Source organism: Brevibacterium salitolerans (genome assembly GCF_039531405.1).
GTDB lineage: Bacteria > Actinomycetota > Actinomycetes > Actinomycetales > Brevibacteriaceae > Brevibacterium > Brevibacterium salitolerans.
In genome coordinates, this window is the sequence record NZ_BAAAPZ010000006.1 from 33,203 (window position 1) to 48,303 (window position 15,101).

13 protein-coding genes are annotated in these 15,101 nt (G+C 71.2%); 10 read left to right on the top strand and 3 right to left on the bottom strand.

The genetic code is table 11. The features are described from left to right. Window positions 1-167 precede the first annotated feature (167 nt). The 7 genes from ABD240_RS08255 to ABD240_RS08285 all read left to right on the top strand — a co-directional run bounded on the left by ABD240_RS08255 (window position 168) and on the right by ABD240_RS08285 (window position 7,473). Entirely contained in the window at window positions 168-1,076 is a 909-nt protein-coding gene (locus tag ABD240_RS08255) for an SDR family oxidoreductase (RefSeq protein WP_344336849.1), read from the top strand. A 13-nt stretch (window positions 1,077-1,089) separates the two neighbouring features. After that, complete coding sequence (locus ABD240_RS08260; RefSeq protein WP_291795021.1) at window positions 1,090-1,581, top strand: MaoC family dehydratase N-terminal domain-containing protein; 492 nt, start codon at window positions 1,090-1,092, stop codon at window positions 1,579-1,581. Beyond that, window positions 1,578-2,027: a MaoC/PaaZ C-terminal domain-containing protein gene (locus ABD240_RS08265; RefSeq protein WP_291795020.1), complete on the top strand. Its 450-nt coding sequence runs from the start codon at window positions 1,578-1,580 to the stop codon at window positions 2,025-2,027. Before ABD240_RS08260 ends, ABD240_RS08265 begins: the two co-directional genes overlap by 4 nt. After that, window positions 2,024-3,313 carry an acyl-CoA dehydrogenase family protein gene (locus ABD240_RS08270; RefSeq protein WP_344336850.1) on the top strand — a complete coding sequence of 430 codons (1,290 nt, stop codon included), beginning with the start codon at window positions 2,024-2,026 and terminating at the stop codon, window positions 3,311-3,313. The genes ABD240_RS08265 and ABD240_RS08270 overlap by 4 nt, the downstream gene beginning before the upstream one ends. Window positions 3,314-3,325: 12 nt before the next feature. Beyond that, window positions 3,326-4,939: a class I adenylate-forming enzyme family protein gene (locus ABD240_RS08275; RefSeq protein WP_344336851.1), complete on the top strand. Its 1,614-nt coding sequence runs from the start codon at window positions 3,326-3,328 to the stop codon at window positions 4,937-4,939. Continuing rightward, a complete protein-coding gene (locus ABD240_RS08280) occupies window positions 4,936-6,048 on the top strand; it encodes a CaiB/BaiF CoA transferase family protein (protein WP_344336852.1) in 1,113 nt (370 codons plus the stop codon). Before ABD240_RS08275 ends, ABD240_RS08280 begins: the two co-directional genes overlap by 4 nt. A gap of 318 nt (window positions 6,049-6,366) precedes the next feature. Next, window positions 6,367-7,473, top strand: coding sequence for a TAXI family TRAP transporter solute-binding subunit (locus ABD240_RS08285; RefSeq protein ID WP_344336853.1), 1,107 nt, complete (start codon window positions 6,367-6,369; stop codon window positions 7,471-7,473). A gap of 11 nt (window positions 7,474-7,484) precedes the next feature. Here the strand turns inward: ABD240_RS08285 and dctP are convergent, their stop codons facing one another. Further along, window positions 7,485-8,669 carry a TRAP transporter substrate-binding protein DctP gene (dctP, locus tag ABD240_RS08290; RefSeq protein WP_344336854.1) on the bottom strand — a complete coding sequence of 395 codons (1,185 nt, stop codon included), beginning with the start codon at window positions 8,667-8,669 and terminating at the stop codon, window positions 7,485-7,487. Between the two features lie 391 nt (window positions 8,670-9,060). On the opposite strand from dctP, the gene ABD240_RS08295 reads away from it, so the two are divergent. From ABD240_RS08295 to ABD240_RS08305, 3 genes are all read left to right on the top strand, one after another. Next, window positions 9,061-10,977 carry a M20/M25/M40 family metallo-hydrolase gene (locus ABD240_RS08295; RefSeq protein ID WP_344336855.1) on the top strand — a complete coding sequence of 639 codons (1,917 nt, stop codon included), beginning with the start codon at window positions 9,061-9,063 and terminating at the stop codon, window positions 10,975-10,977. A gap of 155 nt (window positions 10,978-11,132) precedes the next feature. Further along, window positions 11,133-11,582 (top strand): DUF3817 domain-containing protein, encoded by a 450-nt coding sequence (locus tag ABD240_RS08300; protein WP_344336856.1) that lies wholly within the window; start codon window positions 11,133-11,135, stop codon window positions 11,580-11,582. A gap of 204 nt (window positions 11,583-11,786) precedes the next feature. Further along, window positions 11,787-13,133 carry a coiled-coil domain-containing protein gene (locus tag ABD240_RS08305; protein ID WP_291795011.1) on the top strand — a complete coding sequence of 449 codons (1,347 nt, stop codon included), beginning with the start codon at window positions 11,787-11,789 and terminating at the stop codon, window positions 13,131-13,133. Window positions 13,134-13,289: 156 nt separating this feature from the next. Here ABD240_RS08305 and menC read toward each other — a convergent pair whose 3' ends face one another. Together menC and ABD240_RS08315 are read right to left on the bottom strand one after the other, a co-directional pair. Then, window positions 13,290-14,408 carry an o-succinylbenzoate synthase gene (gene menC / locus ABD240_RS08310; protein ID WP_291795009.1) on the bottom strand — a complete coding sequence of 373 codons (1,119 nt, stop codon included), beginning with the start codon at window positions 14,406-14,408 and terminating at the stop codon, window positions 13,290-13,292. Window positions 14,409-14,466: 58 nt separating this feature from the next. After that, window positions 14,467-15,027, bottom strand: coding sequence for a DinB family protein (locus ABD240_RS08315; protein WP_291795007.1), 561 nt, complete (start codon window positions 15,025-15,027; stop codon window positions 14,467-14,469). Window positions 15,028-15,101 lie beyond the last annotated feature (74 nt).

Below are 15,101 nucleotides of genomic sequence, written 5' to 3' on the forward strand. Positions count from 1 at the left end.
ACTCCCGCCTTGTTAACGTCTGTTGACATACAGTTCCTCCGTAAATACTCTGATCGCAACGCTCGTGGAGGCGCATCTGTCTGCGAAGACGCAGTGCCGGATGCCGTGTGAGCGCGGGCTGAGCGAAAGCCCGAAGATAACGACCGTATGAGTTCGAGGAGAGTCGCATGGGGAATCTGCAGGGTCGGACGGCGATCATCACCGGCGCGGGCAGGGGGCTGGGGCGCTCCCATGCGCTGCGCTTCGCCTCGCTGGGGGCCTCGGTGGTGGTCAACGACGCCGGGGGCGGCCCGGACGGGGCCGGCGCTGACGCCTCACCGGCGCATGAGGTGGTCGAGGAGATCCGGGCGGCCGGCGGCACCGCTGTCGCTTACGTGGGCAGCGTCACCGACTGGGCGGCGGGTGCGGACATGGTGGAGCTGGCGGTGAGCGAATTCGGACGCCTCGACGTGCTCGTCGCCAATGCCGGGATCCTGCGGGACCGGACCCTGGCGAACCTCTCCGAGGAGGAGTGGGACTCCGTCGTCGCGGTCCACCTCAAGGGCCATGTCGCCCCGCTGCACCACGCCGCCGCGTACTGGCGCTCCGAATCGAAGGCCGGACGCGAGGTCAACGGCTCCGTCATCACCACCTCCTCGGGCTCGGGGCTGTTCGGCAATCCGGGCCAGGCGAACTACGCCGCCGCGAAGGCGGGCATCGCCGCGCTCACCCTCGTGGCGGCGCGGGAACTGGAGCGCTACGGCGTGCGGGCCAACTGCATCGCCCCGGCCGCCCGGACGCGCCTGACCCTGCAGACCCCGGGCATGGGGGAGCGCCTCGACGCGCAGATCACCGAGGACGGCTTCGATCCCTGGGCGCCGGAGAACATCACTCCGCTCGTCGCCTGGCTCGCCCAGGCCGACTGCCCGGTCTCCGGCCAGGTGTTCGCCAACCGCGGCGGGCACATCGGCCACATGCAGGGCTGGACCGAGGTCGAGGCCTTCGACAAGGACGGTGCGGCCTGGACGGAGGACGAACTCGACTCTGCCCTCGCGGGCCTGCCCACGGCGGCCTCGTCCTACTCGACGACGATCTGAAGGGAGGACCGGCATGTCGCAGCCGCACACGGAGGCGCCCTCGCAGCCGCGCCCGCAGCCGCAGAGCATCATCGGCAGGACCCTGCCGCCGTTTCGCACCACGCCGGAGAGGAGCCAGCTGCAGTTCTTCGCGCAGGTGATCGGGGAGACGGATCCGGTGTACACGGACGTCGAGGCCGCGCGCGCCGCAGGGCACGCGGACCTTCTCGTCCCGCCCACCTTCCTCTTCAGCCTGGAGCTGCGGCGCCCCGATTCGCACGTGCTCATCGACGAGCTCGGCTTCGACCGCCGGCAGTTCCTCCACGGTGAGGAGCGGTTCACTTACCATGCGCTCGCCTACGCGGGCGAGGAGCTCGAGCTCGCGGCGGAGTACACGGACTGCTATGAGAAGCGCGGCGGTGCGCTGACCTTCATCGTCCGGCGCACCACGGTGAGGCGCGAAGGGGCGCTCATCGCAGAACTGAGCAATGTGCTCGCGATCCGACAGCTGGAGATCCGCTCATGACCGCCACTGCATCCGTCCCGCATTCCCAGGGCGCCCTCGCCCCGGGCGACGAGCTCACCCCGCTCGCGCTCGCCCCCATCAGCCGCACGACTCTCGCGCTGTTCGCCGGCGCCTCGGGCGATCACAATCCCATCCACATCGACCTCGACGTGGCACGGTCCGCCGGCCTGGACGACGTGTTCGCCCACGGCATGCTCTCGATGGCGTACCTGGGCAGATTCCTCACGGCGAACGTCGCGCAGCCGCGCATCCGGGAGTGGGGTGTGCGCTTCACGGCGATCACCCCCGTGCTCGCGGAGCCCGTCTGCACCGGCTCCGTGCGCGAGGTCGTCGAGCGCGACGGCGAGCGTCTTGCCGTGCTCGACATCGCCGTGACCCTGGCCGACGGCACCGTCACCCTCCGCGGCGATGCCCTCGTCGCGGCAGATCCGGAGGACGCGGCATGACGGCGCTCGACCGCACCAAGCCCAGCTGGATGACCGGTGAGGTCGCGGACCTGTTCGAGCTCGCCTGCGACTTCTTCGAGAAGGAGGCGGTGCCGAATCTCGAGCGCTGGAACGAGCAGCGCTTCGTCGACCGCGAGTTCTGGGAGAGGGCCGGCGAGCTGGGACTCCTGCTCACCTCGATCCCGGAGGAGTACGGCGGCGGGGGAGGTTCGTTCCTGCACTTCGCCGCGGTCGCGGAGGCGATCGGCCGGACCGGCGACAGGTCCTGGGGCAACAACGTCCACAGCGGCATCGTCGCCCACTACCTGCTGGCCCACGGCACTCGGGAGCAGAAGCGGCGCTGGCTGCCGCAGCTGGCCTCGGGGCGGCGGGTCGCGGCCATCGGCATGACCGAGCCGTCCGCGGGATCGGACCTCAAGGCCATCCGCACCACCGCGCTGAGGGAGGGTGACGAGTACGTCGTCAGCGGGCAGAAGACCTTCATCACCAACGGGCAGACGGCGGACCTCATCGTGCTCGCGGTGAAGACGGACCCCGCCGCCGGCGCGCACGGGGTCTCGCTCCTCGTCGTCGAGACGGATGCGGTGAGCGGGTTCCGGCGCGGGCGCACGCTGAACAAGATCGGCCAGCACGGCGCGGACACCTCGGAGCTCTTCTTCGACGAGGTCCGGGTGCCGGCGGAGAACCTGCTGGGCGCCGAGGGCGGCGGCTTCGGGATCATGATGGGAGAGCTGCGCCAGGAGCGGCTCATCATCGGCATCACCGCGATCTGCGCGATGGAGCTGGCGGTCCGGGAGACCGTGGACTACGTGAACGAGCGCGAGGCCTTCGGCGCCCCGCTCATCACGATGCAGAACACGCGGTTCGTGCTCGCGGAGGCCGCGACGCAGGCCCGCGTGGCGCGCGTCTTCCTCGACGACTGCATCCGCAGGCACATGGCCGGGGAGCTCAGCGCGGCAGAGGCGGCGATGTGCAAGTGGTGGCTCACGGATCAGCAGAACGACGTGATCGACAAGCTCCTGCAGCTCTACGGCGGCTACGGCTACATGACCGAGTACGCGATCGCCCGCCTCTTCACCGATGCCAGGGCGCAGAAGATCTACGGCGGGGCCAACGAGGTGCAGAAGGAGCTCATCGCCCGCACGCTGGACCGGACCGCGAGGGGCGGGAGCCGGGCAGCGGGCGGTGCCTCCACAGGCGGTTCCGCGGGCAGTGCTGCAGCGCGCAGTGCCACGGGCGGCCCCTCGGCAGGCGGTGCCCGTCCCGCCGATCGGTCGCAGGGCTGAGAGGAGGCGGTCATGGAGCTCACGCAGTCTCTGCACCGCAATCTGCAGCAGCGCCCGGACGCCGCCGCAGTGGTCGACGGGGAGGTGGAGCTGAGCTGGCGGGAGCTCGTCGATGAGGTCGCCCGGCTCGCCGCCGCTCTGCGCGCCCACGGGGTGGAGCCGGGCGACCGGGTGGGGATCCTCGCGGAGAATTCCGTCCGCGTGGTCGAGCACGTCTTCGCCTGTGCGTGGGCCGGCACTGTCGCGACTCCGGTGAACTACCGCTGGTCGGTGGCGGAGATGGCCGGGCAGATCGAGGAGGCCGAGGTCGCGGTCCTCCTCGTGGGTGACGGCTTCGCCGGGGCCGCTGTGGCTCTGCGGGAGCGCTGCGCGTGCCTCACCGTGCTCGTGCACGCAGGCGGCGGATCCGCGCCCGCCGGGTTCGCGGACGTGCGGGAATGGATCGCCGGAGCCGCGCCGATGGCCGATGCCCGGCTCCCGGCCGACGCGCTCGCCCTCCTGCTCTACACGGGCGGCACGACGGGCGAGCCCAAGGGTGTCATGCTCAGCGCCCGCAGCGTCATGACCTCGGCGCTGGGCACGTTCGCCTCCACCGGCCTGCCCAACCGCGCTGAGCGCTGCCTCGTGATCTCCCCGCTGTTCCACCTCGCAGCGCTCGGGAACCTCCTGGGCCACATGATGATCGGCTCCACGATCGTCGTGGTCCCGGGCTTCGACCCGGCCGCCGTCGCGGAGCTCATCCACCGGCATCGCATCACGACGCTCACGATGGTGCCGACGATGATCGCCTGGATGCTCGACCATCTGGAGGAGGGGGAGGAGGAGAGGCTGCGCACCCTGCGGACCGTGAGCTACGGGGCGGAGTCCATCTCCCCGGAGCTGCTGCGCCGGCTGCGCGCGCGGCTGCCGGGGATCAGCCTCTCGCAGCGCTACGGGATGACGGAGCTGGGGCCGGTGGCGACCTCGCTGCGTCCCGATGACCACTCCGACCCCGCGCTGCTGGCCTCGGTGGGCCGGGCCGCGCCCCACGCTGAGGTGCGCATCGTCGATTCGCTCGACCGTGAGGTGCCGGTGGGCGAGGTCGGCGAGATCACAGTGCGCGGGGACAACGTCATGCTCGGCTACTGGAAGCACCCGGAGGAGACGGCCCGCGCCCTGCGCGGAGGCTGGATGCACACGGGCGATGCGGGCCGGATGGACGAGAACGGCTACCTGTTCCTCGCGGACAGGCTCAAGGACATGATCATCTCCGGCGGGGAGAACGTCTACAGCGCCGAGGTGGAGAAGGCGCTCGCGGAGCACCCGGACATCGCGCAGATCGCGGTGATCGGAGTGCCGGACGAGCGGTTCGGGGAACGGGTGCACGCGGTCGTCGTGCCCCGCGAGGGGGCGCACCCCTCGCTGGAGGAGCTGCGCGGCTTCGGAGCGGAGCGGCTGGCCCGCTACAAGCTGCCGCGATCCGTGCAGCTGGTCGAGAGGATGCCGCTCTCACCCGTGGGCAAGATCCTCAAGCGGGAGCTGCGGGATACCGCGGCCGAGGCGGCCGGCGTGACGGTGCCGACGGCGACAGGTGAGAGGGGTGCGGCCGAGGCCGCCGCCTCGGCGGAGAGGGGAGACGGAGGATGAGCGGCACTGATGCGGGCGCGGACACCGGAGCGGGCCCGCTTGCGGGAATCCGGGTCGTCGAGTTCGCCGGGATCGGTCCGGGTCCGCACGCGGCGATGCTGCTGGCCGACCACGGCGCCGAGGTCGTGCGCATCGAGCGTCCCGCGGGTGGTCCGCCTGCGGATGCGATGCTCCGCGGCCGGCGTCTGGTCCGGGCCGATCTCAAGGACACAGACGACCGTGAGGCCGTGCGCGGGCTGCTGGACGCCGCGGATGTCCTCATCGAGGGCTTCCGGCCCGGTGTGATGGAGCGGCTGGGACTGGGGCCGGACGAGGTCATGGCCCGCTGCCCGCGCCTCGTCTACGGCCGCATGACCGGCTGGGGGCAGGACGGGCCGGAGGCGCGCACCGCCGGTCACGATCTCGCCTACATCGCCCGGACGGGCACGCTCTCGCTCATCGGGCAGAGCCCGGACGCCGCGCCCGTGCCTCCGCTCAACCTCGTGGGCGACTTCGGCGGAGGGTCGATGTTCCTGGTCCTGGGCGTCCTCGCCGCTCTGCTGGAGCGTGAGAGGACCGGGCGCGGGCAGGTGGTCGACGCCGCCATCGTGGACGGGACCGCGGCGCTGTCCGCGATGATGTGGGCCCGGCGGGGCAGCGGCGGCTTCTCCGATGTGCGCGGTCGCAACCGGCTCGACGGCTCCGCTCCGTTCTACTCCGTCTATGCGTGCTCCGACGGCCGTCACATGGCGGTCTCCGCCGTGGAGCGGCCGTTCTTCGACCTCGTCACGGAGGCGCTGGGGCTGCCGGGCTGGCCGGAGGAGGAACGGCTGGATCCCGCACGCTGGCCGGCGCAGCGCGCGGTGCTGGCGGCGGAGTTCGCGCGGCATCCGCAGGCGCACTGGATCGAGGTCTTCGACGGCACCGATGCATGCACGGCCCCGGTGCGCGCGATGCCGGAAGCCGCTGCGGACCCGCAGCTGGCGGCGCGCGGCGTGCTCGTGGAGGCGGACGGTGTGGTGCAGCCGAGGCCCGCGCCGCGGTTCTCCGCACACGGAATCCAGGAGCCCCGCCCGGTGCCGCACGAGGCGGAAGCGCTGGAGACGCTTCTCCTGGAGTGGCGAGCCTGACCCCGTGTGCCCCGGCGCGGCGGGGGCAGCCGTGCGAAGTTAATAGATATGCACACGTGGCCGCTGAGCCCTGGTGCCGCTTTCCGAGTGGGAGGGCGGCACCAGGGCCTTTATGTGGCCCTGGAATGGGGTGCCTGTGGCAGTCTGCGTGCGATTCGCCTGCACTGGGAAGTTAACGCTTATTGACGGTAGACACTCGCGATACTAGGCTCGTGCCAGGACCAGGCGCACGGCTCGACGACGAGCGCGCCGTTGGGCGAGGGGGCTCCGGTCGGACTGGCGCGGTCCCTTCTGCGGGGCCGGGCGGAAGGGAGAATCATGCGGAGAGGACTTCAGTGCTCAGCCGTCGCGGCGGTGGGACTGCTGCTCGCATCGTGCGCCGGCGGAGGGGAGGCCGAGGGCGGAGCGGATGACGTGGTGATCACCAGCTACGGCACCTCCACCTCGTCCTATGCGGAGGTGGCGGCCGTGGCGGAGGCCGTCATGCAGGAGGACGGGACGCGCTTCCGCATTCTCCCCTCGGACACCGGGGTGGGGCGGCTGCAGCCGCTCGTCGAGGAGACCGCGGACTTCGCGCGCACGGGCGACGAGTACTGGTTCGCGTTCGAGGGCATGTACGAGTACGCGGTGCCGGAGTGGGGGCCGCAGCGGCTGCGGGTCGTGTGGACGCCCGTCTCGCGGGTGGGCTTCCTTGCGCGCGCGGACGCGGGGATCGGCTCGGCGGAGGACCTGGCGGGCAAGCAGGTGCCGCGGGTGACGGCGAACCCCTCCGCAGACACGAAGGTGCAGGCCCTGCTCCAGGCCGCGGGGCTGACGCGGGAGGACACGAACGCGGTGGACGTCGCCTACGGGGATCAGCCGGATGCGCTGAAGAACGGGCAGATCGACGTGATGATCATGTCCACCGACGCCTCGAACGTGGCCGAGCTCCGGAGTTCGGGCGAGTACGCGTGGGTGGAGATGGATCCCGCGGACCCGGAGCTCCAGGAGGCATTCGCCGAGTGGGCGCCGGCGGTGGAGATCGACGAGTTCTCCGGCGCGCCCGGGCAGGCGGAGGGCGAGTCGGACTGGGCCATGCACTACCCCCTCCCCATCGTCACCCGTGCGGATGCGCCCGAGGAGGAGGCGTATGAGATGACCAGGCGGATCGTGGAGACGTACCCGGAGTACGAGTCCTCCACGGCCATGGGGCAGATGTGGGCCCCGGACCGCGTACCGCTCGTGCCCACCGTGGTGCCGTTCCACGCGGGCGCCATCGCCTATCTCGAGGAGGAGGGGCTGTGGAGCGACGAGGCCCAGGAGCGGCAGGAGGAGCTGCTGGAGAAGGAGGAGGCGATGCTCGCCGGCTGGGAGGGGGTCGTCTCGGATGCGAGCGGAGACGAGCTGGCCGAGGCCTGGGCGGCATGGCGCGAGGACAACCTCTGAGAGCGCGGCCGTCAGGGGGCGACCTCCTCCAGGTAGCCGTCGAGCTCGCCGGTGCGCTCGGCCATCGTCGCGTAGCGGGCGCGGAACTCCTCGGCGTCCTCGGGCAGGTCTGCGCTGATGCTGGAGGCCTCCTCGAACAGAGGGGCATCGGCGCCGGCGGTCTCCGCGAAGCCGGTGACGAGGGCCTCGGCGTCGTCGACGCCTTCGGGTGCCGCCTCGGCCAGATCCTTCGCACGCTGCGTCCGGAACTCCGCGAGGGCATCGCGCATGTCCGTGGGGATGAGGATCTCCGTGTCCGCATCCCTGGCAAGAGGCCCGTCCTCGAGGAGCTCGTGGACCTCGTCGAACGAGGCATGGGCATAGGTGTCGAAGTACGCCTGGCGTCCCGTGGTCCGGATGATCTCCTGCAGGTCCTCCGGCAGGCTCTCGAGCGTGTCCGTGTTGAACAGCACCGGCAGGACCGTCGGCGAGAAGCCGATGGGGATGAGGTGCTTCGCGATCTCGTAGAGGCCCAGGTCCTCCGCGCCGGAGATGGAGGTGATCGTGCAGTCGATGGTGCCGCGCTGCAGTGCCTCGTAGGTCTCGCCGTGCGCCAGGGAGACCGGCGACATGCCGAGCTCCTCGACCTCCGCGCCGTGCTGGGTGGAGGCGACGCGCACCAGCTTGCCGCGGGCCTCCTCCAGGCTGTCGATGGGGTCCTTGCAGACGAGGGCGTAGGAGTCGGTGGTCGCCACCGTGACGGGCACCGCGCTGTGTTCCGCGTACTCCGTCGTGACGGCCTCACTGTCGAACGCCGCATGCATGGCGGGGTTGACCACGAAGGGAGGCAGGATGTTCGCCGTGGGCGCGAGGCCGGTGAGTCCCTCCGCCCAGCTCGCAACGGGCAGGTCCTTGGGGTAGTAGGCGGTCGGGATGCTGGCCGAGTCCACCATGCCGGAGCTGAGCGAGTTGAGGATCTCGGTCCCTCCCGCCATGGAGCCGGACCAGAAGTACTCGACCTCGATCGTGCCTGCGTACTCCTCGTCGATCGCCTCGAACATGGCCTGGGCGGCCTGGCCGAGGGTGTTGTCCTGGGAGGTGAGGTCGGCGAACGTGAGCGTGACGGTGTCCTGCTCGTTCTGCACGCCTCCGGCGCATCCGGAGACGGCGGTGAGCAGGAGGGCTGCCAGGGCGGCGCCTGTGCGGTGGGTTTCCACGGTTCTTTCCTCTCGGTGCCTTCATGTCGATGATCGTTCGACGGCGTTGTCGGCGATCCATGCTGAATGCGTGTGCGTGCGGTGTGCGCAAGGGATGATGTGCTCCCGTGTAGGCAACTCAAATGTATATGTCCGTTAACATCAAGGCAATGGTCGGAGGACTCTCGCCGAGCTGGCGCGTGAGTTGGCGTGGGCGCGCTGTGGCATCGGAGATCACTGGACGGTCACGACCGTTATCAATATGTGACCTTAATCACGCCCCCGTTCGTTACTGTGTAGAAGATGTGACCGCAGTTACAGGCTGCTGAGTGTCACCTGAACCACTCGCAGAGCGCCCGGAGTCCTGCCGCGCACACGCGCCGCGCACCGGGCGCACATCGAAAGGCACACAATGCAGAGACGATCCTCACGGCACCGCGCAGCGGTGCGCGGCACCGCCGCAGTCGCGGCAGCGGCGGCACTGGGTCTCGCCGCCACCGCCACGGCTCCCGCCCTCGCCGCACCGGCGCAGGACGGCCCCTCCGAGCACACGGATATGGGGGTCACCGGCGCAGACGCGATGAAGCACCTGCGCGAGATCTCCGACATCTCGCTCGCACACGCCTCCCAGGGCCACCGTGCGCTGGGCACGCCCGGCTACGCGGAGGCCTCGGAGTACGTCGAGAGCGTCCTCGAGGCGACCGGCGCGTACGAGGTGGAGCGGCAGAGCTTCACGCACGAGGCCTACACGTCCCATTCCGTGGGCTTCTCCGCCGACGGCACGGACTACGAGGCATTCAGCCTGAGCAACGCCGAGGCCGGAGAGGTGGCCGGGGCGCCGCTCACCGTGCCCCAGGACGACGCGTTCGGCGACGGTGCCGGCGGGGAGCTGGGCTGCGAGGCGGGCGACTTCGGTGCGGACGTGAGGGACTCGATCGTCCTCGTGAAGCGCGGCACCTGTGACTTCGGGCTCAAGGTGACCCACGCCTCGAACGCGGGGGCCGCCGGCGTCGTCATCATCAACACGGATGACAACCCCCTCAATGCGACCCTGGGCGACCGGGTGGAGGGCAATGCCCCCGCCGTGGGTCTGACCCAGACGGACGGCGATGCCCTGCGAGACAAGGTGCTCGAGGCCGCGGCCGACGGCGCGGATGCCGACGGCACGGACGCGGACGGCGCAGACGGTGCGAGTGCCGGCCTCGGCGGCTCGAGTGACGGCGATGCCCCTGAGGGCGATGCGGCCGAGGCGACGGCGACCGCTCCCGGTGAGGACGGCGAGGGCTCTGCCGAGCAGGCTGCCGAGCCCCTCACCGGCGACCTCTCCGTGGACGCGAGCTTCGACTCCGTCGAGACGTGGAACATCCTCGCGGAGACGAAGGCCGGCGACCCGGAGAACGTCGAGATGCTCGGCGCCCACCTCGACGGAGTGGCGGAGGGGCCGGGCGTGAACGACAACGGCTCCGGGACCGCGGCACTGCTGGCCGTGGCGGAGAAGCTCGCCGCGCAGCCCACCGAGGTCGACCACCAGGTCCGCTTCGGGTTCTGGGGCGCGGAGGAGGTGGGCCTCGTGGGGTCCACCCGGTACGTCGAGAGCCTCGACGAGGCGGAGCTGGCGAGGATCAACTCCTACCTCAACTTCGACATGGTGGGCAGCGAGAACTTCATCGTCGGCACCCTCGACTCCGACGGCTCGGACATCCCCATCCCCGAAGGCGTCGAGGTGCCGGAGGGCTCGGCCGAACTGGAGAAGATCTTCACGGACTTCTTCGACGCGGACGGGCAGCCGCACGTGGGCACGGACTTCTCCGGCCGCTCCGACTACAAGGCGTTCATGGACCACGGGATCGCCTCCTCGGGCCTGTTCTCCGGGGCCGACGGCATCAAGACCGCGGACGAGGTCGAGAAGTTCGGCGGCGTGGAGGGCGTCCAGTACGACCGCTACTACCACACCGTCGACGACACGATCGAGAACGTCTCCGCGGAGTCGATGGACATCTTCCTCCCGGCCATCGGCTTCGCCGCGCACACGCTGGCCTATGACCTGCGTGAGCCCACGGAGGAGCCGACCGAGGATCCCACGGACGACCCCACCGGTGAGCCCACCGGCGATCCTTCGGAGCGGCCGACGGATGACCCCGGCGGCGAGCCCACCGACGACCCGAACGGCGGTCAGGACGACGGTCGCGGCGACGGCGGCAGGGACGACAACGCCGACAGCCTCCCCCGCACGGGTGCGGACACCCTCCCGCTCGTGACGGCGGCGGCGATCCTCCTGGTGGGCGGCGGCGCACTGGTGGCCGCGACCCGCTCGCGGCGCAGGGGCTGACCCGGAGTCGGATCCCACTCGCGCTGCGTCGTTCCCACCCGGGGCGATGCGGCGCGAGGCCCGGGATCCGAGCAGATCCGTCCAGCAGGTGAGCGCAGGCTTCTCAGATGAGGGAGGCCTGCGCTCACCCGCGTCCGGTCCGTGAGGATGGACGCGTGACTCCCAAGACCTTCTTCAGCATCTTCGCCGTGGGCGAGGCCCTCACCTGGGCACTGCTCCTCGCGGGCATGTTCCTCAAGTACGTGACCCGGACGACGGAGGCGCTGGTGAGCGTGGGCGGTGCCCTGCACGGCTTCATGTTCCTCGCCTTCATCGTCGCCACCGTCTATGTGGGCGTGTCCCAGAAGTGGCGCGTGGGGAGGGTGCTGCTGGGGCTGCTCTCCGCGATCATCCCGTTCGCCACCGTCCCCTTCGAGGTGGTCGTCACCCGGCGCGGCGGCCTCGAGGGCGGCTGGCGCCTGGGGCGCGGGGGTGACGAGCCCGCCGGTGCGGCCGAGGCCGTGGTCTCCTGGACGCTCCACCGGCCGGTGGTCTCCGTCGTGGCGGGGCTGGTCGTGGTGGGCGGTGTGTTCACCGCGCTGATGCTCTCCGGTCCGCCCGTCTGAACGAACGGCCCGCAGTGGCGCCTCCCGCATGCGTTCTCCGCACGCGGGAGGCGCTGTCGCGTGGGGGAGCGGCCGCCCCGCGCCGGTGGGTGCGGAGTGTGCGCGCCGGTGCGCAGCGGGGTATGACCGCCTGCGGGCATGGTCCGCGAAGTGGCGTCCGTCATACTGGTGGGTGACGTTCAGACCGCGACGAACAGGATCCGCATGTTCCAGACCAACGCCGCAGAGATCGTCCTCCTGCTGCTGGCAGCGCTCGTCCTCGCAGGCTGTCTGGCTCTCGCGGCGATGGGGCTGCTCTGGCTGCGGCGGACCGGCCGTGTGCTCGCGCAGGAGGCCGCCGAGCGGACGGAGCGGGAGGCGAAGGCCGCCGGGCTGGAGACCGAGGCCGCGGGGCTGAGAGCGGAGGAGCTCCGTGCGCGGACGGCGGCACAGCAGGCGGCCCGCGCGCTCCGCGAGGTGCAGGCGAGGGAGGCGGAGGCCCGCGTACGGCGCACGGAGGCCGAGGTCGTCCGGGAACAGGCGGAGGCGTCTCGTGTCGAGATGGAGACCCGCCGGGTGGAGGCGCAGGTGCGGCAGGCTGAGGCAGAGACCTCGCGTGCGGAGGCTGAGGCCTCGCGTGCCGAGGCGGAGACCGTGCGTGCCCAGGCCGGCACCGAGGAGCTCCGGCGACCGGCCGGTGGTGTCGTCGGTGCCGGCAGCGGTGGCGCGAGCGGCCGCTCCGGCAGCGGCGGAGGGCTGTCGCCGCATGCGGCGTTCGACGCGGCCTCCCTGCAGCGGATGGCCAGGGAGCTGGGCGCGGACGTGTCTCTCGTGAAGAGGGTGGCGGACACCTTCGGCGACCGCGGGCTCACGGGTCTCTACGATCTCACCCAGCGCTGGGTCCCGGGACGCGGCGAACAGAGGCGCAGGAGCCGGGAGGACCGCGACGCCGAGGACCACGGCACCGAGGAGCGCGGTGCTGACGGGAGGGGCGATGCCGCGGACGAGGTGAGCCCGTCCGCGAGCCCCTCCGGCTGGCACCCGGGAGAGGTCGCCGAGGGAATCGAGCGCCTGCTGGGCCGCGGTATGGACAGTGCCGATCTCGAGGACCTCAAGGACTGGCTGGGCGACTGGTTCGATCTCGGCGCGGTGCGGCGACGGCTCGGAGATGCGGCCGGGCAGGACGATGCGGATGAGCAGTCCCCTCGGCCGGGGAAGGACGATCGGCGCGGACCGGACGGCGGCGCGGGGCCGGGAGAGGACGGGGGCGCCCCGGACGACCCGGCCTCGGGCGAGGACGCTGCGGACGGCCGTGCGGAGGCGGATCGCTCAGCCGCCGATGGCGATGCCGGGCCCGAGTGCTCCGGCGCCGGAGCGGACGCGGACGATCAGGTGCGTGCGGTCGAGGAGGACGGAGGACCCGCGGCGCCGGAGCTCGATGCCTCGCCGGCGCCCACGGGCGGGATCGACGTGCGCGCGCTCATCGAGGAGGCGCTGCGTGAGCGGCGCAGGGGAACGGAGTCCGCGGACGCGGACGACGAAGGCGACCCGGCCTCGGGCGACGCGGACTGAGCCAAGCCTCCGGCGCGCTGCCCCGTCGTCGGACACACACCTCACCTCCGCTGCAATGCATCTCGCCTCCGAGTTCCCCCGCTGCGGACCGGGAGCCCGGAGGCGAGGTGCCGCGCACCGCCCGGCCCGCGTGCATCTCGCCGTGCCGGAGCCCGCTCAGCGCGGGAGGTCGATGACCTCCGTGCGGAACTTCGCGAGCTGTGCCTCGTCGATGCTCACGCCGAAGCCGGGGCCGGTGGGAACGTCCACGACGCCGTCGTGCATGACGATCTCCTCCGTGATGTCCTCGTGGAAGAAGCGGCTGGAGCCGGAGATGTCTCCGGGGAGGCTGAAGCCCGGCAGGCTCGCCAGCGCGGCGTTCGCCGCACGTCCCAGGCCCGTCTCCACCATGCCGCCGTGCCACACCGCCACACCGTGGGCGCGGGCGAGGTCGTGGATCCGCTTGGCCTCGAGGTAGCCGCCCACCCGGCCGGGCTTGATGTTGATGACGGCGGCGGCCCCCAGGGAGATCGCATCGGCGGCGGCCTCGGCGGAGACGATCGACTCGTCCAGGCACATGGGGGTGTGCATGAGCGTGGCGAGCTCCGCGTGCTGGCGGATGTCCGCCTCGCCCAGCGGCTGCTCGATGAGGAGCAGGCCGTAGTCGTCGAGCCGGCGCAGGTGCGCGGCATCCACCAGCGTGTAGGCGGCGTTGGCGTCCACCTGGAAGAGGACGTCGTCGCCGAACTCCTTCCGCACCGCCGCCACCGGCTCGAGGTCCGCACCCGGCTTGATCTTCAGCTTGATGCGCGCGTAGCCCTCCTCGAGGTAGCCGCCCACCACGCGCAGGAGCTCCGGGATCGAATCCTGGATGCCGACGGACACGCCGGAGGGCACGGCGGCGCCCACGCCGCCCAGGTATTCCTGGAAAGAACGGCCCTGCGCCAGCAGCTGGGCGTGGAGGACCGCCATCTCCAGCGCGGATTTCGCCATGGGGTGCCCCACGATGTGGCGCAGGTGCCAGCCCACCGTCTCCGCCGTGAGGCTCTCCGCCTCGTACAGGCGCGGCGCGAGCCAGTCGCGGGTCACGGCGATGCCGCCGTCCACGTACTCCTCCGAGTACAGCGGCGCGATCATCGCCACGGACTCACCCCAGCCGGTCACGGGGCCGGCCTCGGTGTCGAAGGACGCCTCGACGAGGTAGCAGTCCTTCTCCGTCTCCCGCATGAAGGAGGTAGTGAAGGGGGAGATGAGGGGCATGGAGATCCGGTGGAGCCGGAGTGAGGTGAGCTGCATGACAGCAGGGTAGCAACGGAGCGGCTCGGCTTCCCGGCCGTGGGCCGGAGCCGCGGTCTCATTCCCCCGTGAGGCCGTCGAGCGACTGCCGGATGAGATCGGCGTGGCCGAGGTGTCGCGCGTACTCCTCGATCATGTGGGTGAGGATCCAGCGCAGGGAGACCTGCGCCCTCCCGCCCCAGGCCGGGTGCGTCCGCTCCAGTGCCACGGCCGCACCGCCCTCTGTGAGACGCGCGACCTGTGTGCGCGACCGGACAGTGCTCGCCTCCCACAGCGCGCGCAGCTCGACACCGTCGGAGGTGTGCACGAGGTGCCAGTCGGCGTCGGGGTCGGCGTCCCAGTCCGTGCCCGCCCAGGGCTGGGGCATGCGCTCCCGTGCAGCCGTGTGCGTGAACCAGAAGTCCTCCACGAAGGCGAGGTGCGCGAGCATCCCGCCCAGTGTGAGGTCCGCGGGCGGAAGGCAGCGGCGCAGCTGCTCGGTCGAGAGGCCGTCCGTCTTCCAGGCGAGCGAGGCGCGCAGGAAGTCGAGAAAGCCCAGGAGGGTGTCGAGCTCGCCGGCTGAGTGCGGAGGTTCCGGTCGACCGTGCTCGTCGCATGCGGCGTCGTCGTCGGCTGTCATACCGCTGAGTCTGCCACGCGACCGGAGCCTCGTGTCAGCATCGCGGCGGAGCCTCTGTGAGGCTCTGCCCGTTG